Origin of the sequence: Streptomyces sp. NPDC053427 (assembly GCF_044544985.1) — a bacterium.
Lineage (GTDB): Bacteria > Actinomycetota > Actinomycetes > Streptomycetales > Streptomycetaceae > Streptomyces.
In genome coordinates this window covers 331945-348928 of the sequence record NZ_JBITYA010000009.1, presented here as the reverse complement: position 1 = coordinate 348928, position 16984 = coordinate 331945, and the positions used below count along the sequence as shown (strand labels likewise).

Here is a 16984-nt window from a genome sequence, read left to right as displayed (position 1 = left end):
TCCGTGCGGCGGGATCGGGGAGTCGGGGGATCAGTTCTGGGCGCGGCCGCGGTCGCGGGGGGCCCAGGGGGTGAGGAGGCGCCCGGCCAGCCGCACCAGTTCGGAGAAGAGGACGCCCAGGAGAGCGACGCAGACGATGCCGACGAACATCACGTCGTTCTGGAACAGGGCGCGCGAATCGAAGATCAGATGCCCCAGGCCGTCGGCGGCGGCGATCTGTTCGGAGGCGACGATCACCAGGACGGCCACGCCCGCGGCGATCCGGGCGCCCACCAGGACGGCGGGCAGCGAGGCGGGCAGCAGCACATGGCGGAACATCTGCCAGGGACTCGCGCCGAACACCTGCCCGGCGTCGCGGTGTCCGGCGGGAACGGCGAGTACCGCCGCCATCGTCGAGATCCATACGAAGAAGAAGACGGTGGTGGCGACGAGGGCGATCTGCGGTCCTTCGCCGAGGCCGAACATGTTGAGGAAGACGGGCAGGAGGGCGAGTTTGGGGACGACGTAGAGCGCGTCGAGAAGGGGTTCCAGGGCGGCCCGTACGAGGGAGAGGGAGCCCATCAGGAGGCCGAGCAGATAGCCGGCGACGGTGCCGAGGGCGTAGCCGGCCAGGACGCGCTGGAGGGTGGAGCGGACGTCCGGCCACAGCTCGCCCGTCAGGGCGCGGTGCCAGCCGTCGGCCAGGATGGTGGACGGCGCGGGGTAGACGCGGGCGTCGATCCAGGCCTGGGCGGCGGCCAGTTGCCACAGCAGGACGAGGGCCAGCGGCACGGCGACGGCCAGCGCCAGTTCGAGGGTGCGTCGGCGGCGGTGGGTGCGTTCGGGGCGCAGTTCCCGGGGGCCGGGGCGGTGGACCAGGAGGCGGTCGGGGGCGGCCTTGCGCGAGGTGGTGGTCATGCCGGTACGGCCCCCTTTCCGGCGGCGGCGTCCTGCCCGGCGACCTCGCCGCGCAGCAGCTGCCACAACTCGGCCTTCAGGGCGGTGAATTCGGGGGTGGTGCGGACCTCGCCGGTGCGCGGGCGGGCGAACGGCGGGCGGCGTTCGGCGATGATCCGGCCGGGCCGGGCGGACATCACCAGCACCCGGTCGCCGAGCACGAGGGCCTCTTCGAGGCTGTGGGTGATGAAGAGGGTGGTGGTGCGGGTGGTCTGGGTGAGGTCGAGCAGCTCGTCCTGGAGAAGGGTGCGCAGCTGGGCGTCGAGGGCCGCGAACGGCTCGTCCATCAGCAGGAGTTCGGGCTCGACGGCGAGCGCGCGGGCGATGGCGACGCGCTGGCGCATCCCGCCGGAGAGGGCGGCCGGGTAGGCGCCCGCGAAGTCGGCGAGCCCCATCCGGGCGAGCCACGACCGGGCCCGCTCGTCGGCCTCCTTGCGGGGCACGCGCTGGATGTCGAGGCCGAAGCGGACATTGGCCAGGACGGTCTTCCAGTCGTAGATGCCGTAGTCCTGGAAGATCATCGCGGCCGGGCGGTCGGCGCTCGCGCGGATCTCCAGCTCGCCCGCGCTGGGCCGCAGCAGGCCGGCCGCGATGCGCAGCAGGGTCGATTTTCCGCAGCCGGACGGGCCGACGAGGCAGACGAATTCGCCGGGTGCGATCGCGACGTCCACGGGGCCGAGCGCGGCCAGCGCCTTGCTGCCGCGGCCGAAGGAACGGGCCAGGGCGCGGGCGTGCAGGGCCGGCGCCGGGGCGGCCGGCGGGCGGGGGGCTCTGTCGGTGGGCGGGGAAGGGTGCGGCTCTCCCACGGGTGCTCCTTGCGGAGTGCGGAGTGTGCGGGGTGCGGAGTGCGGTTGCCGGGTGGACGAAGGGGTGCGGGGCGCGGTGCCGGGCCCGGTCGGACCCGGTGGCCGAAAAGCGCGGCCCGACGACGATATGACGGGTCGTCAGATTCGGGAAGGGGGCGTGCGGCCCGAGTGCGCGGCGGGAGTGCGGGGGCGCGGGCATGCGAAGGAGCCCGCCGCCGTGGAGGCGCGGGCTCGGCGTGGCGTACGGCGTGCGGCCCCAGAGCGGCCCGGACGGGGGCCGGTGGCCGCAGGGGTCAGGAGTGGTGGGCGCTGCAGTGGGGGCAGATGCCCCGGTAGGTCACCGTGACCTCGGAGACCTGGAAGCCGTAGCGCTCGGGCTCCGGCAGGGCGGAGAGCGGGTCGCCCTGGAGGTGGACGTCCCGGATCGTGCCGCACCGCGAGCAGATGAGGTGCTGGTGGTCGTGGTGGGCGTTCGGGTCGTAGCGCTTGGCCCGGCCGTCCGTGCTCACCTCGAGCACCTCGCCGAGCGAGACCAGCTCGCCCAGCGTGTTGTAGACCGTGGCGCGGGAGATCTCCGGGAGCCGCTCGGTCGCCAGCGCATGCACTTCGTCGGCGGTGTAGTGGACGTGGTCCCCGTCGAGGACCTCGGCGACGACGCGTCGCTGCGCGGTCAGCCGCCAGCCGCGTCCCCGGAGCCGTTCCAGCAGGTCACTCATGCCAATCACCTATCAGTCAGATACAGCCAAGGGTAGCAGCGGCCGGTCCATCACCGGATCAGGTACGAGTTTCGGGCACTTCTTGACTTAGACAATGTCCAATGTAGGATCGTGATCGGCGCAAGCCAAGGGACAGGTGGAACACTTCAGGAGGCGCACGTGTCGGTAGAGAGCAGCACCGGACCGCTGACCACGGAGTCCGGGGCTCCGGTCGGGGACAACCAGAACAGCGAGACGGCCGGCATCGGCGGACCCGGCCTCATCCAGGACCAGCTCCTGATCGAGAAGCTCGCCCACTTCAACCGCGAGCGCATCCCGGAGCGCATCGTGCACGCCCGCGGCGCCGGCGCCTACGGCACCTTCACGGTGACCGCGGACGTGACGAAGTACACCCGCGCCAACTTCCTCTCCGAGGTCGGCAAGGAGACCGAGACCTTCCTGCGCTTCTCCACGGTCGCGGGCAACCTCGGTGCGGCCGACGCGGTGCGTGACCCCCGTGGCTTCGCGCTGAAGTTCTACACAGAAGAGGGCAACTACGACCTCGTCGGCAACAACACCCCGGTGTTCTTCATCAAGGACGCCATCAAGTTCCCCGACTTCATCCACACCCAGAAGCGCGACCCGTACACCGGCTCGCAGGAGGCCGACAACGTCTGGGACTTCTGGGGCCTGTCGCCGGAGTCCACCCACCAGGTCACCTGGCTGTTCGGCGACCGTGGCATCCCCGCCTCGTACCGCCACCTCAACGGCTACGGCTCGCACACCTTCCAGTGGAACAACGCCGCCGGTGAGGTCTTCTGGGTCAAGTACCACTTCAAGACCGACCAGGGCATCAAGAACCTGACCTCGGACGAGGCCGCGGCGCTGGCCGGGCAGGACCCCGACAGCCACCAGCGTGACCTGCGTACGGCCATCGAGCGGGGCGACTTCCCGACCTGGACCGTGCAGGTGCAGATCATGCCCGCGGAGGAGGCGGCCAACTACCGCTTCAACCCGTTCGACCTGACCAAGGTCTGGCCGCACGAGGACTACCCGCCGATCGAGATCGGCAAGCTGGAGCTCAACCGCAACCCGCAGAACATCTTCGCCGAGGTCGAGCAGTCGATCTTCTCCCCGCACCACTTCGTGCCGGGCATCGGCCCGTCGCCCGACAAGATGCTCCAGGGCCGGCTCTTCGCCTACGGCGACGCCCACCGCTACCGCGTCGGCATCAACGCCGACCACCTGCCGGTGAACCGCCCGCACGCCACCGAGGCGCGCACCCACGGCCGGGACGGTGTGCTCTACGACGGCCGTCACGCCGGTCAGAAGAACTACGAGCCCAACAGCTTCGGCGGCCCGGCCCAGACCGGTCGGCCGCTGTGGCAGCCGGCCTCCCTCACCGGTCCCACCGCCGAGCAGGCGGCGCCCTCGCACGCTCAGGACGACGACTTCGTGCAGGCGGGCAACCTCTACCGCCTGATGTCGGAGGACGAGAAGGAGCGCCTGATCGGCAACCTCGCGGGCTTCATCGCCCAGGTCTCCCGCGATGACATCGCGCAGCGCGCGATCGAGAACTTCCGCAAGGCGGATGCGGACTACGGCAAGCGGCTCGACGCCGCGGTCCAGGCCCTGCGCGGCTGAATGAGCCTGCCCGCCGGGCTGCTCAGCCGTCGCTTGCCGTAACAACCGAAGAGGCCGGATGCCATGGGGCTCCGGCCTCTTCGTGCGTGCCGGGCCGGCTTCAGGCGGGCACGACGCCGGCCCGCTCCAGCACGTCCGTGCGGCAGCGCATGATGTCGCGTACGGAGACGATGCCGACGGGTTCGCGGTCGTCCAGCACGATCAGATGGCGGAAACCGCCGCGCACCATGGCGGCCGCGGCGTCGTCGAGGGTCCAGTCCGGCGCGGCGAAGACCACGTCCGAGGTGGTGTGGGTCTGAGCGGTCTCCCGGTCGGGGTTCTCGCCCGCGCCGAGGGAATTGAGGATGTCGCGCTCGGTGAGGATGCCGAGGCCGCTGGTGTCGGTGTCGAGGACGACGGCCGCGCCGACCCGCCGGGCCGCCATCAGCTGTGCGGCCTGGCGGAGGGTGTGTGCGGGCCCGATGGTGAGGACCACCGTGCTCATGGCGTCTTTGACGAACATGGGCATGGAGTGGAGCCACCTCCTTGGTGAATGTGCTTGCGAAGAGATTCACAAGTTCACAAAGTGGGGGATTCTCATGTTCACATGCCTTCGCCGACACAACAAGGTGTCGCAAGGGGTAAGTCGGGGACGCTTGTCCGAAGATGCACCCCTTCGCAGGTCAGCGGCGCGCGTCACCGAGGTAGGTCAGCAGGTCCTCGTGCAGCAGACCGTTGGACGCCGCGGCGTTCCCGCTGTGCGGGCCCGGCCTGCCGTCCAGGCCGGTGAACCGGCCGCCCGCCTCCTGCACGACCACCGCGCAGGCCGCCATGTCCCACAGCGACAGCTCCGGCTCGGCGCAGATGTCCACCGAGCCCTCGGCGACCATCATGTACGGCCAGAAATCGCCGTAGGCCCGGGTGCGCCAGCAGTCCCGGCTCAGATCGAGGAAGCCGGGCAGCTGGCCGCGCTCCTCCCAGCCGGTCAGCGAGGAGTACGCGAACGACGAGTCCTGGATGCGGCCGACCTGGGAGACGCGCAGCCGGCTGGCGGAGGTCAGGCTGCGGCCCGTGAAGGCGCCCAGGCCCTCGGCGGCCCACCAGCGGCGGTTGAGGGCCGGGGCGGAGACGATGCCGACCACCGGGCGGTCGCCGCCCTCGCCGCGTTCCATCAGGGCGATCAGGGTGGCCCAGACCGGTACCCCGCGGACGTAGTTCTTCGTGCCGTCGATCGGGTCGATGATCCAGCGGCGCGGCCCGGCACCCTCGCTGCCGAATTCCTCGCCGAGCACCGCATCGCGCGGCCGGGCCCGCTGGAGCTGACCGCGGATCAGCTCCTCGGCGGACTTGTCCGCCTCGCTCACCGGCGTCATGTCCGGTTTGGTCTCGACCTTGAGGTCGAGGGCCTTGAACCGTTCCATGGTGGCGGCGTCCGCGGCGTCCGCGAGGACGTGACCGAGGCGGAGATCATCGTGATAGTCGGGCATGTGCGAACAGTATCTACTGGTATACGCAGGAGCCACACGGCCATGCCCGGCCCGCCGTGCGGGGTCATTCCACTGGCCGTGTGAGCGCTTCCGTCCGGCGCACCAAGGGCGTACGGACGGGGCGTGCGATGACCCTTGACAGCCCCTGGTGCCCCGTCAATTCTGTGCGCACAGCGGCCATTTGGGCCGACGGCCGGGGAGGCGACGGATGCCCGCAGCGCGCGAATGCTTGCTGGATGCCGCGTACACGGCGCTGCGGCGGCGGGCGTGGGCCGACGTCCGCATGGTGGATGTCGCGGCCGCCGCCGGGGTCTCCCGGCAGACCCTCTACAACGAGTTCGGCAGCAAGGAAGGGCTGGCCCGCGCCCTCGTACGGCGCGAGACCGACAACTATCTGGCCGGGGTCGAGCGGGCGCTGACCCGGCGCCCCGCGGCCGGGCCGGGCGGTGACGCGGCGGGCCGGGTGGTGGCCGCGGCCGCCTGGACGGTCCGTACCGCGCGGACGAATCCCCTGGTCAGGGCCGCTTTGACGGGATGCTGGAGCGACCGGCTGCCGGCCCCGCCGCGGCCGGGTCCCGCCGAGCTGGTCGGCCGGTTCTGCGACCGGGCCGTCGCCGCGCTGGAGCCGGACTGGCCCGAGGGGGAGCTGCCCGCCCTCGGCACCGCCTGCGAGACCGCGGCGCGGCTGACGCTGTCCTGCGTCGTCGCCCCGGCGGAGACGTCGGACCGGGCCGGGCCGGAGGCGATGTCACGGCTGGTGCGGGGCGCGTTCGTCCGGGTGCGGGGCGGGTGAGCGTCAGGCGGCGCGGAGCGGATTCCGCCGTGCGAAGGCCGAAGAACGGGCCCCGGCGCCCGGCCTGTGGCGCGGACGGCGGGGCCCGTTTCCGTTACTTGCCGACGCTGTTGTTGCAGCCCATGCTCGAGCCCATCGTGGTGGACTGGGCGCCGGCGGCGCCCTCGCCGCCGCCCAGGTTGCCGCCCAGGCCGTTTGCGATCCCGACCTCGCCGAGGATGTCGACGTTCGTGTCCTCCGACCTGCAGGAGGTGCCCTGGCGGATCTCGATCTTGTCGCCGCCCGACTCGCCGTGGCCGCCCTTCTTGCCGTAGCCGCCGTGCTTCTCGCCGTAGCCGCCGCTCTTCGCGCTGTGGTCGTCGCTCTTCTCGCCGTAGCCGCCGCCGCTCCTCTCCCCGTAGCTGCCGCACCCCTCGTCGCACGACACGGCCTGGGGGTGGCCGGCGTAGGCGGAGGCGGTGCCGGCGCCGAAGAAGCCGACGCTGCCGAGGAGGGCGGCCACGACGGCAGCCTTGCGAAGCTTGTGCATTTCTTCTCCGTTGAATTGAGCGAATGCGATCTGTAAGCGATCGACTCCGTACAGTTACGGGAGGGTAATACGAACTTTCCCGCAGCCACTCGGCAACGCGCCGGACTGCGTGGTCGCAACGGAAGGAAGGCGCCTCAGCGCGCGGCGCTCAGTGGGCCGAGCCCGACAGCTGCAGCCCGATGACGCCGACGATGACCAGGCTGATGGAGACCAGCTTGAGGGTGGAGACCAGATCGCCGAGGAACACCATGCCGTAGATCGCGGTGCCGGCCGCGCCGATGCCCGTCCACACCGCGTACGCCGGGCCGACGTCCAGCTTGCGCAGTGCCAGCGTCAGCAGCCCGAAGCTGCCCAGCGCGAAGACCGCGAAGGCGATGGTCGGGAAGAGCCGGGTGAAGCCGTGGGAGAGCTTGAGGCAGACGGCGAACCCGGTCTCCAGGATTCCCGCCACCACCACGAGCAGCCACGCCATGTCCCATTGCCTCCGTCAGGTCCGTCAGGTCCTTCAGATCGGTGAGCGCTTCGCCTGCCCTGGTGTGATTATGCAGTTGTGTCGGACGGGTGGCAGCCCGTTCGCGCGATCAGTCGCCCTCGCGTCGCTCCCGGGTGGCGAGCAGCCGGCGCAGGGAGTAGAGGCGGGCCGGATCGGCGTGCCCGTCGGCGACCCACTGGTCGAGCGCGCACTCCGCCTCGTCGTGGCTGCAGGCGCGCGGGCAGCCGTCGGTGCCCGGTTCCAGGTCGGGGAAGGCGTGGATGACCCGCGACGGGTCGACGTGGTGCAGGCCGAAGGAGCGCACGCCCGGGGTGTCGATGACCCAGCCCGAGTCGCCGGGCAGCGGCAGGGCCAGCGCGGAGGTGGTGGTGTGCCGGCCGCGCCCGGTGACCGCGTTGACATGCCCGGTGGCCCGACGGCGCTCCGGTACCAGGGCGTTGACCAGCGTGGTCTTGCCCACCCCGGAATGCCCGACGAACGCCGTCATCCGGCCCGTCAGCTGCTCCCGTATGCGCTCGGCGGCGACGCCGTCGGCCAGTTCGTCGCGGTTGGTGACGACGTACGGGACGCCCAGCGCGCCGTACGACTCCAGCAGGGCGTCGGCGGGCGCCAGATCGGACTTGGTCAGGACGAGGAGCGGGTCCAGGCCCGCGTCGTAGGCGGCGACCAGGCAGCGGTCGATCAGGCGGGGACGCGGTTCGGGGTCGGCGAGCGCGGTGACGATCGCCAGCTGGTCGGCGTTGGCGACCACCACCCGCTCGTACGGGTCGTCGTCGTCGGCCGTCCGCCGCAGCGTCGACGTGCGCGGCTCGACCCGGACGATCCGGGCGAGGGTGTCCTTGGCGCCCGTCAGATCGCCCACGACCGCGACCCGGTCGCCGACCACCGCGCTCTTGCGGCCCAGTTCGCGGGCCTTCATCGCGGTGACCTTACGGCCCTCGATCAGGCAGGTCAGCCGGCCCCGGTCGACGGTCAGGACCAGGCCCTCGCCGGCGTCCTCGTGTTTGGGGCGGATGTTCGTGCGGGGGCGGTTGCCCTTGGGGTTGGGGCGGACGCGGATGTCGTCCTCGTCCGGGTTCTTGCCGTAGCGGCGCATGGCGGCGTTACCCCTCAGCCTCTCCGGGCGGGGACGGCCGCGGGATCGAGCATGTCCGTCCACAGCGCGGGGAAGTCGGGCAGGGTCTTGGCGGTGGTGGCGACGTTCTCCACCTCCACGCCCTCGACGGCCAGGCCGATGATCGCCGCGGCGGTGGCCAGGCGGTGGTCCTCGTAGGTGTGGAAGATCCCGCCGTGCAGCGGGCGCGGCCGGATGTGCAGGCCGTCGGCGGTCTCGGTGACATCGCCGCCGAGCTCGTTGAGCTCCTTGGTGAGGGCGGCCAGCCGGTCGGTCTCGTGCAGCCGCAGATGCGCCACGCCGCGCAGCGTCGAGGGGGAGTCGGCCAGCGCGGCGACGGCGGCGATGCCCGGCGTCAGCTCGCCGACCTCGCTCAGGTCGACGTCGATGCCGTGGATGCGGCCGCTGCCGGTGAAGGTCAGGCCGTGGTCGGTCAGCTCGCAGGAGCCGCCCATGGTGGTGAAGATCTCGCGCAGCGCGTCACCGGGCTGCGTGGTGTGCTCGGGCCAGTCGGGGATGGTCACCCGGCCGCCGGTGACCAGCGCCGCGGCCAGGAACGGCTGGGCGTTGGACAGGTCCGGCTCGACGACGAGATCGCGGCCGAGCAGCGCGCCCGGGGTGACCCGCCACACGTCGGGTTCGCCGCCCGCCTCGGGGGTGTCCACCTGGGCGCCGACGCTGCGCAGCATGTCGACGGTCATCCGGATGTGCGGCATGGAGGGCAGCGCCGCACCGACGTGCCGGACCTCGACGCCCTGGTTGAAGCGCGGCGCGGACAGCAGCAGGGCGCTGACGAACTGGGAGGACGAGGAGGCGTCGATCTCGACCGGGCCGCCCTCCAGGGCGCCGCCGCCGAAGACCGTCATCGGGAGCGCGCCGCGCTTGTCGTCGTCGATCCGGGCACCCAGGGCGCGCAGCGCGTCGATGACGCCGCCGAGCGGGCGCTCGTAGGAGCGGGGGTCGCCGTCGAAGCGGATCGGGCCGTCGGCCAGGGCCGCGACCGGCGGCAGGAAGCGCATGACCGTTCCGGCATTGCCGACGTCGACGGTGGCCGGGCCGTGCAGCCCCGCCGGGATGATCCGCCAGGCCTCGCCGCCGCCGGGCAGCGCATCGGCGCCCGCGGAACCGGCGGAGCTGGAGGAGGCGGTCTCCTCGATGCCGACGCCCAGGGTGCGCAGCGCCTCGGCCATCAGGAGGGTGTCGCGGGAGCGGAGCGGGCGGCGCAGCCAGCCGGGCTCGGAGGACAGGGCGGCCAGGACCAGGCCGCGGTTGGTGACCGATTTGGAGCCGGGCACGGTGACGGTTGCATCGACGGCCCCAGGGGCGAGGGGGGCGGGCCACAGGGCGGGGAGTGCGGGGCTCTCGGTCATGCCCTTACTTTAATGGCTGGGCAAGGGTCCCGATCTTGATCAAAAGTGGCGCAACCTGTGCGAAACATGGCGCTGGTAGTGCGCTCGCGCGCTACAGGGGCTGCCGACAGGCCGGGCAGGGGCGGTGCGGAGGCGGCTCATATGCCGAGCAGCCAGCGCCCGCCGCCTATCAGGGAGCACAGCGTCACCACGTGGAAGAGGCCCAGCCAGACGGCCGCCGGGACATGGGTGAGCCGGGCCAGCTGGTCCGGGTCGGAGTCCCCGGCGCCGCCCCGGCGCCGCTTGCCCATCAGCTCGAAAGGCGGCCGGACGCCGCCCAGCAGCAGGAACCAGACCGCCGCGTACGCGAACGCCGCCTGCACCTCCGGCGTCGTCAGCCAGGAGACCAGCAGGAAGGCGGCACCGGACAGGACGACGGTGAGCACGCCGTACGCGTTGCGGATCATGACCAGCATGGCGATCAGCAGCGCGGTGGCGCCCCACAGCAGGGCCGTGATGTGCCCCGCGGCCAGCAGCGCGGCGCCCGCCAGGCCCAGCAGGGAGGGCGCGGTGTAGCCGGCCGCGGCGGTGAGCACCATGCCCAGCCCGGTCGGCTTGCCGCGGGAGACGGTCAGCCCCGAGGTGTCCGAGTGCAGCCGGATGCCCTGCAGGCGGCGGCCGGTGAGCAGGGCGATCAGCCCGTGCCCGCCCTCGTGCGCGATGGTCACGGCGTTCCGCGACAGCCGCCAGGCGGTGCCCGGTACGACGGCGGCCAGCGCCAGCACCCCGGTGACGATCACCAGCCAGAGGGACGGATCCGGCTGGACCCCGAAAACGCGGCTCCAGAGGTCGGTGATGTGGTCGGTATCCATGTCTCCCCTTCCGGTGGCATGGCAGTGTGGCATGCATGTGCGGTAGGTATGCAGCGAGTCGTAAGCCCGAGGACCTGGTGGGCCTCTTCGGTGTCCAGCAGTGGGATCCGCAGGAGACCCTGGCGCCCAGTTGGAACGTCGCCCCGACGGCCAACGTGCACGCGGTGCTCGAACGTCCCCTCAAGGGCGAGGCGGCGGATGCCTTCCCGCCCGGACCGGTGCGCCAGCTGCGGACCCTGAAGTGGGGCCTGGTCCCGTCGTGGTCGAAATCACCCGAGGCCGCCGCGAAGATGATCAATGCGCGGGCCGAGACGGTGCACGAGAAGCCGTCCTTCAAGCGGGCCTTCGGCGCCCGCCGCTGCCTGCTCCCCGGTGACGGCTACTTCGAGTGGGTCACCGCCGCCGCCGAGCGGGAGCTGGAGGAGCGGGGCAAGAAGAAGCGGCCCCGTAAGCAGCCGTATTTCGTGACGCCCGCCGACGGCTCCGTGATGGCGATGGCCGGGCTGTACGAGTTCTGGCGGGACCCGACGCTGCCCCAGGACCACCCCCTGGCCTGGTGGGTGACCTGCACGGTGATCACCACCGAGGCCGAGACCACGCCGCTGGCCGGGGCCGGCGGCGAGGGCCCGCAGTCGCTGGCCGACATCCACCCCCGGATGCCGCTGGTGCTGACCCCCGACCGCTGGGACGCCTGGCTCGACCCGGCCCGTACGGACCCCGACGACCTGCGCCGGCTGCTGGAGCCTCCGCCCGCCGGGCTGATGCGCGCCTATCCCGTCCCCACGGAGGTCAGCAACGTCCGCAACAACGGGCCCGAGCTGCTCGAGGAGCTGGCGGCACCGGAGGTCGGCACGCTGTTCTGAACGCCGTGCCGAGGGAGACGGGGCGCGAAGCTCGTTGAGGGGCGGTGGCCGGGTGACGGGTGGGCTGGGCGCGAAGCTCGTTGAGGGGCGGTGGCCGGGCGACGGGTGGGCGGCCGCGCGGGGCAGGATGGAGCTATGAGCACGACGGCGAACGAGAGCGAGACGGTCGCGACCCCGGTGGGCGACGCCCGCATCACCTGGTACCGCGAGGTGACCCCGGCCCGGGCCGTGGTGGCCGTCAGTCATGGCGCGGGCGGCGGCATCGAGGCCCGCGACCTGCGCGCCCTGGCCGCCGCGCTGCCCGCCCGCGGCTATACCGTCGCGCTGGTCGAACAGCCGTGGCGGGTGGCGGGGAAGAAGCTGGCGCCCGCCCCCAAGACCCTGGACGCCGGGTGGACGGCCCTGTGGCCCGCCCTGGAGAAGCCGGGGCTGCCGGTGGTGGCGGGCGGCCGCAGCGCCGGTGCCCGCGTCGCCTGCCGCACGGCCCGCGAGCTGGGCGCGCACGCCGTCCTGGCCCTGAGCTTCCCGCTGCACCCGCCGGGCCGGCCGGAGAAGTCCCGCGTGGACGAGCTGACCGGTGCCGGTGTGCCGACGCTGGTCGTCCAGGGCGGCCGCGACCCGTTCGGCAGGCCCGGGGAGTTCCCGTCCGGGACGGAGATCGCCGAGGTGGCGTACGGGGACCACGGGTTCGCGGTGCCGAAGTCGGCGGGGGTCGCCGAGACGGAGTCGATGGCGGTGATCACGGACGCCGTGACGGGGTGGCTGGACGCACTGTTCGGCTGACGGCCCGGGGGCGGTCCCACCGCACGGACCCCACCTGCGAAATACCTGCGAAATAACTCGCCGAGCGGGAATGAGGCGCCCAACGCGGCTGTTGTGCCAGGCGTAAGGATCAAGTACGCAGCGCGCGCACAGCACGAGGAATGGGAGTCCGCCGCATGGGAATCGCTTGCCCGTCCCGCCCGACCGCTGACCTGCCGTGGTCGCAGATGCAGGTGGCGCAGTCCCCTCTGGCTGGAGCGGCGGCGGCCCCGGATCGTCGTCTATTCTCCGATTCGAGGGGGTCCGCATCCGGATCCGTCATGGTGTTGGAGGAGGTGGGTCCGGTCACCGGTACCGACGCAGGGACCGACGGCACGGCTGGAGAGAAGACCGCCGGCCGGCGGGAGAGCGACGCCGAGCGCAATGCGCGCTTCGAGCGGGACGCGCTCATCTTCCTGGACCAGATGTACTCCGCCGCCCTGCGCATGACGCGCAATCCGGCCGATGCGGAGGACCTGGTGCAGGAGACCTACGCGAAGGCGTACGGGTCCTTCCACCAGTTCCGGGAGGGCACCAACCTCAAGGCGTGGATGTACCGCATCCTCACCAACACCTTCATCAACTCCTACCGCAAGAAGCAGCGGGAGCCGCAGCGCAGCGCCGCCGACGAGATCGAGGACTGGCAGCTCGCCCGCGCCGAGTCGCACATGTCGACCGGGCTGCGTTCCGCCGAGTCGCAGGCGTTGGACCATCTGCCCGATTCGGATGTGAAGGCCGCGCTCCAGGCGATCCCCGAGGAATTCCGCATTGCGGTCTATCTCGCGGACGTCGAGGGCTTTGCGTACAAGGAGATCGCGGACATCATGGGGACACCCATCGGCACGGTGATGTCCCGACTGCACCGTGGCCGCCGCCAGCTGCGCGGGATGCTGGAAGATTACGCCCGTGAACGCGGGCTGGTCCCCGCGGGTGCGACGGCCGCGGACCCGCAGGCCGCGCGGACAACGGAGTCGCACGACCGGAAAGGCTCGGGATCATGAGCTGCGGAGAGCCGCACGAGAAGGACTGCTCAGAGGTCCTCGATCACCTCTATGAGTATCTCGACCGTGAGATGCCCGCCGGTGACTGCGCGGATTTCCAGGTGCATCTGGACGAATGCTCGCCGTGCCTGGAGAAGTACGGGCTGGAGCAGGCCGTCAAGAAGCTCGTCAAGCGATGCTGCGGCCATGACGACGTCCCCACCGACCTCCGCTCGAAGGTCATGGGCCGGATCGATCTGATCCGGGCCGGGGAGGCCGTCCCCGAGGTCAGCGTGCTCGACCAGGCCAAGCACGAACAGGCCCAGCGGGAGCAGGCGGCGAAGGGCGCCGGCGTCCGCAGCGCGGGCTCCGGGGCGGCGGACGCCGAGAAGGCCGCCGACCCCTCCTAGGGCCCCTGGCCCCCAGCACATATTCGGCCCGCGCGGGCCGAATGATGCGGCAGACCACCCCAAGGGGTGAGCGGTGGGGCTGTTCGTCCCGCTCGATCCGCTGATGCGCCTTCTTCGGCGCCCCGCCCCCTCTATTCTCACCGGACCCAGGCATGCCGCAGAGGGCACGCAGGGGGATTCCCCGGCTCCGCAGGAGCGTGGGGGAAGCGTGAGGAGGGCGCGATGCGGGAACTTCCGGTGGCCGCGCGCGGGTATATCGGCGGCGCCGCCGTGGCCGCGGCGCTGTGTGCGGCCCCTGCCGTGACGCTGGGCGCCGCCTCCTGGACCAGCACCCTGGTGCTGACCGCCCTGTACGGGCTGTGCGAACAGCTGCGCCGCTGCCCGCTGACCGGCGGGCTCACGGCCGAGCGGGCCGCGCTCGCCACGGGCGGCGGCAACGGCCGGCCGGACGCGGCGTCCTCCGCACCACCGGGGGCGTTTCCCGCCGGCTGGGCCAGTCCCGTCCTCCTCGCCGCGGCCCTTCTGCTGCCGCCGCCGCTGGTCGCGCTGGTCGCCGTACCCGGCGCGCTGACCGCTCCGGTCGAGGCCCGTCCGCAGGCCGCCCGCAGGATCTGGCACGCCGCCGAACTCGCCCTGGCCTGCTGGGCCGCCTCCTGGCTCGGCCACGCCCTCTTCGGCGCGCTCGGCGCCCGCCGGCACCCGCTGTCCGCACCGGAGTTCCCCCTCGTGCTGCTGCCGGCCGTGGCCGCCGCGCTCGCCTTCTGCGCCGTGCTCGCCGCGCTGGACGGCGGGATCCTGATCGCCGCCGAGCGCCACCCGCCGCGTACCGCCTGGCGCGGTCTGCTGCCCCGTTCCCTGGGCCCGTACCTGGTGCACGGGCTCGCCGGGCTGATGATGGCGGTGCTGTGGCGCAGCGTGTACGGGCCGCCGGCGGCGCTGCTGGTCCTGCTGCCGATGTGCCTCTCCTGCTGGGTTTTCGCCCAGTACCACCGCGAACGCGCCGCCCACCAGGCCACCATCCGCGCCCTGGTGCAGGCCGTGGACCTCAAGGACCGCTACACCCGCGGGCACAGCGAGCGGGTGGGCCGCGCGTCGGTGATGATCGCCCGGGAGCTGGGCATGGCGGAGGACCGGATGGAGGTGCTCCGGTTCGCCGGGATCCTCCACGACGTCGGCAAACTCGGCGTCCCCACCCGGCTGTTGCGCAAGGACGGGCCGCTGACCCCGGCCGAGCGCGGGATCATCGAACTGCACCCCGAGTACGGCCATGAGATCGTCCGCGGCATCGGCTTCCTCGGCGAGGCGCGGGCGGCGATCCTGCACCACCACGAGCGGCTGGACGGCCGCGGCTATCCGTACGGCCTGTCGGGGCGGCAGATCCCTGAGTTCGCCCGGGTGGTGGCGGTCGCCGACGCCTTCGACGCGATGACCTCCACCCGGTCCTACCGCCGCGCCCGCCCGGTCCCGGCCGCGGTCGCGGAGCTGCGCAAGTGCGCCGGGGAGCAGTTCGACCCGCGGATGGTGGCGGCGCTGGCGGCGTCCCTGGAACGGTACGGCTGGCACCCCGATCTGGTGACGGCGGCGGACGCCGGACCGGGCCGCGCTGCGCGGGCGCCCGTCGCCGCGCGGCCCGGTAGCGGAAACGTCCCTCCAGCGCGGCCGACGGCGGACGTGCCGGGGGCGGCGCCCACCGCCCGCCCCCCGCGGGCACCCGGCCGGGACGGCGCACCATGAGCCTTCCCCGTGGCCTCAAGGGCGCGGGCAGCGCCCCCACCGTCGTCGCCGTCCACGCGGCCGCCGCCGCGCTGGCCGCCTGGGGCCTGGGCCGGACCCTGTGGGACGGCCTGGCGCAGCCCGGCGCGGCGCTGGCCTTCGGGGTGCTGATCGCGGCCGGTGAACTGCTGAGCCGGGGGGCCGCGTACACCACCGGGCCCGGCGAGCGGGAGGGCGCGCCCCTCGGCGCGGCCGGCGCGCTCGCGTATGCGCTGCTCGGCGAGGCCGGCGGCCGGCCGACGACACACGGCGTCCCGCAGGTCGTGGCGGTCGTGGTCGCGGCCGTCCTGGTGGGACTCGTCCCGCATCTCGCGCTCGGCCGGCGCCATGCCCTCGACCACCTCGCCCGCCGCGTGCTGACCGCCGGGTTCGCCGCCACCTGCTTCCAACCCCTCTACAACACCGGCACGTTGGCGCTGTGGGGCGCCGACGGACGCCTCCACCCCCTGCTCCTGATCGGCCTGCTGGCGCTCACCGTGCTGTGCGACGCGGTGCTGGCCGCCGCCCTCGCCCGCGCCCGCACCGGCTGGCCGTACGGGCCGCTGCTGCGCGACGAGTTGCGGGCGCTGCTCGGTATCGGCACGGCCATCTGCGCCACCGGTGTGGTCGTCTCGCTGGCCACCGCCGCCGCCGGGCTGTGGGCGCTGCCGGTCTGCGCGCTGCCGCTGCTGCTGACCCAGTTCGCCTTCCGCCGGTTCGCCGCCGTACGGGCCACCTACCGCCAGACCATCGCCTCGCTGGCCCGCGCCACCGAGATCGCCGGCTACACCCCGCCCGGCCACGCCCGCCGGGTGGCCGCGCTCAGCTGCGCCGTCGGCCGCGAACTGGGCCTGAGCGAACCGGACCTGGACGTCCTGGAATACGCCGCGCTGATGCACGACATCGGCCAGCTCTCGCTCCTGGACCCGGTCCCGGCCGGCGCGACCGCCCCGCTGCCGCCCGCCGAGCAGCGCCGGATCGCGCTCCTGGGTGGCGCCGTTGTCCGGCAGACCGGCGTTCCGGCGCAGGTCGCGGTGATCGTCGAACGGCAGGCGGATCCGTTCCGGGACCAGCCGGTCACCGCCCGTATCGTCCGTACGGTCAACGCCTACGACGATCTGTCGCGGTCCGCCGCGGGTCCCGGCGGCGGGCTGCGCGCCCTGGAGCGGCTGCGGCTGTCCACCGCGCAGGACCATGAGCCGCGGGTCGTCGAGGCGCTCGCGCGGGTGCTGGCGGCGGCCGGGCGGCACGAGGTGACGGGGAGGTGCTGACGGCATCACGCGCGGTGAGGAGACGGGCGGTTCCGGGCCGTCCCACGTCGTGGAACCCATGGGTAATGAGCGCCCTGCGAGATGGGCATGGTTGGATGCGAAGGAAGCCCCCCGTAGGGGGATTCAGGGGGTCGGCGGAGGGCAAGGAGCCGCAGGGGGCGCAGCAATCGGGCTGAGCCCGACGGCAATCTGTGGCAGGTTGTCGAGTGG

At 72.6% G+C, this 16984-nt stretch carries 18 protein-coding genes; 8 read left to right on the top strand and 10 right to left on the bottom strand.

What is annotated here, in order from left to right; genetic code table 11:
- Window positions 1-30: 30 nt before the first annotated feature.
- The 3 genes from ACIGWZ_RS26170 to ACIGWZ_RS26160 form a co-directional block, all read right to left on the bottom strand.
- Window positions 31-897 carry an ABC transporter permease gene (locus ACIGWZ_RS26170; protein ID WP_400068636.1) on the bottom strand — a complete coding sequence of 289 codons (867 nt, stop codon included), beginning with the start codon at window positions 895-897 and terminating at the stop codon, window positions 31-33.
- Entirely contained in the window at window positions 894-1742 is an 849-nt protein-coding gene (locus tag ACIGWZ_RS26165) for an ABC transporter ATP-binding protein (protein ID WP_400068634.1), read from the bottom strand. The genes ACIGWZ_RS26170 and ACIGWZ_RS26165 overlap by 4 nt, the downstream gene beginning before the upstream one ends.
- A gap of 293 nt (window positions 1743-2035) precedes the next feature.
- Window positions 2036-2458: a Fur family transcriptional regulator gene (locus tag ACIGWZ_RS26160; protein WP_400068632.1), complete on the bottom strand. Its 423-nt coding sequence runs from the start codon at window positions 2456-2458 to the stop codon at window positions 2036-2038.
- Window positions 2459-2617: 159 nt separating this feature from the next.
- Between ACIGWZ_RS26160 and ACIGWZ_RS26155 the strand changes: the two genes are divergently transcribed.
- Complete coding sequence (locus ACIGWZ_RS26155) at window positions 2618-4081, top strand: catalase (RefSeq protein ID WP_400068630.1); 1464 nt, start codon at window positions 2618-2620, stop codon at window positions 4079-4081.
- Between the two features lie 100 nt (window positions 4082-4181).
- Here ACIGWZ_RS26155 and ACIGWZ_RS26150 read toward each other — a convergent pair whose 3' ends face one another.
- The gene (locus tag ACIGWZ_RS26150) at window positions 4182-4583 is read right to left on the bottom strand and encodes a cyclic nucleotide-binding/CBS domain-containing protein (protein WP_400068766.1); all 402 of its coding nucleotides are present in this window, start codon (window positions 4581-4583) and stop codon (window positions 4182-4184) included.
- Between the two features lie 160 nt (window positions 4584-4743).
- Window positions 4744-5547: a histidinol-phosphatase gene (hisN, locus tag ACIGWZ_RS26145; protein ID WP_400068627.1), complete on the bottom strand. Its 804-nt coding sequence runs from the start codon at window positions 5545-5547 to the stop codon at window positions 4744-4746.
- 208 nt (window positions 5548-5755) lie between these two features.
- On the opposite strand from hisN, the gene ACIGWZ_RS26140 reads away from it, so the two are divergent.
- Window positions 5756-6340, top strand: coding sequence for a TetR/AcrR family transcriptional regulator (locus ACIGWZ_RS26140; RefSeq protein WP_400068625.1), 585 nt, complete (start codon window positions 5756-5758; stop codon window positions 6338-6340).
- Between the two features lie 94 nt (window positions 6341-6434).
- On the opposite strand, the gene ACIGWZ_RS26135 is transcribed toward ACIGWZ_RS26140, so the two are convergent.
- From ACIGWZ_RS26135 to ACIGWZ_RS26115, 5 genes are all read right to left on the bottom strand, one after another.
- Window positions 6435-6869, bottom strand: coding sequence for a hypothetical protein (locus ACIGWZ_RS26135; protein WP_400068623.1), 435 nt, complete (start codon window positions 6867-6869; stop codon window positions 6435-6437).
- A 148-nt stretch (window positions 6870-7017) separates the two neighbouring features.
- On the bottom strand, window positions 7018-7341 hold the full coding sequence (locus ACIGWZ_RS26130; protein ID WP_400068621.1) for a DMT family transporter: 324 nt from the start codon (window positions 7339-7341) through the stop codon (window positions 7018-7020).
- Between the two features lie 109 nt (window positions 7342-7450).
- On the bottom strand, window positions 7451-8458 hold the full coding sequence (gene rsgA / locus ACIGWZ_RS26125) for a ribosome small subunit-dependent GTPase A (protein ID WP_400068619.1): 1008 nt from the start codon (window positions 8456-8458) through the stop codon (window positions 7451-7453).
- A 14-nt stretch (window positions 8459-8472) separates the two neighbouring features.
- Window positions 8473-9846, bottom strand: coding sequence for a 3-phosphoshikimate 1-carboxyvinyltransferase (aroA, locus tag ACIGWZ_RS26120; RefSeq protein WP_400068617.1), 1374 nt, complete (start codon window positions 9844-9846; stop codon window positions 8473-8475).
- Window positions 9847-9983: 137 nt separating this feature from the next.
- Entirely contained in the window at window positions 9984-10697 is a 714-nt protein-coding gene (locus ACIGWZ_RS26115) for a M50 family metallopeptidase (RefSeq protein WP_400068615.1), read from the bottom strand.
- A gap of 35 nt (window positions 10698-10732) precedes the next feature.
- Between ACIGWZ_RS26115 and ACIGWZ_RS26110 the strand changes: the two genes are divergently transcribed.
- The 6 genes from ACIGWZ_RS26110 (at window position 10733) to ACIGWZ_RS26085 (ending at window position 16774) form a co-directional block, all read left to right on the top strand.
- Window positions 10733-11560 (top strand): SOS response-associated peptidase, encoded by an 828-nt coding sequence (locus ACIGWZ_RS26110; protein WP_400068613.1) that lies wholly within the window; start codon window positions 10733-10735, stop codon window positions 11558-11560.
- 135 nt (window positions 11561-11695) lie between these two features.
- Window positions 11696-12343, top strand: coding sequence for an alpha/beta family hydrolase (locus ACIGWZ_RS26105; RefSeq protein ID WP_400068611.1), 648 nt, complete (start codon window positions 11696-11698; stop codon window positions 12341-12343).
- A 314-nt stretch (window positions 12344-12657) separates the two neighbouring features.
- Entirely contained in the window at window positions 12658-13362 is a 705-nt protein-coding gene (locus ACIGWZ_RS26100) for a sigma-70 family RNA polymerase sigma factor (protein WP_400068764.1), read from the top strand.
- Window positions 13359-13751: a mycothiol system anti-sigma-R factor gene (rsrA, locus tag ACIGWZ_RS26095; protein WP_400068609.1), complete on the top strand. Its 393-nt coding sequence runs from the start codon at window positions 13359-13361 to the stop codon at window positions 13749-13751. Before ACIGWZ_RS26100 ends, rsrA begins: the two co-directional genes overlap by 4 nt.
- Window positions 13752-13973: 222 nt before the next feature.
- On the top strand, window positions 13974-15485 hold the full coding sequence (locus ACIGWZ_RS26090; protein ID WP_400068607.1) for an HD-GYP domain-containing protein: 1512 nt from the start codon (window positions 13974-13976) through the stop codon (window positions 15483-15485).
- A complete protein-coding gene (locus ACIGWZ_RS26085) occupies window positions 15482-16774 on the top strand; it encodes an HD-GYP domain-containing protein (protein WP_400068605.1) in 1293 nt (430 codons plus the stop codon). The genes ACIGWZ_RS26090 and ACIGWZ_RS26085 overlap by 4 nt, the downstream gene beginning before the upstream one ends.
- Window positions 16775-16984: the final 210 nt, after the last annotated feature.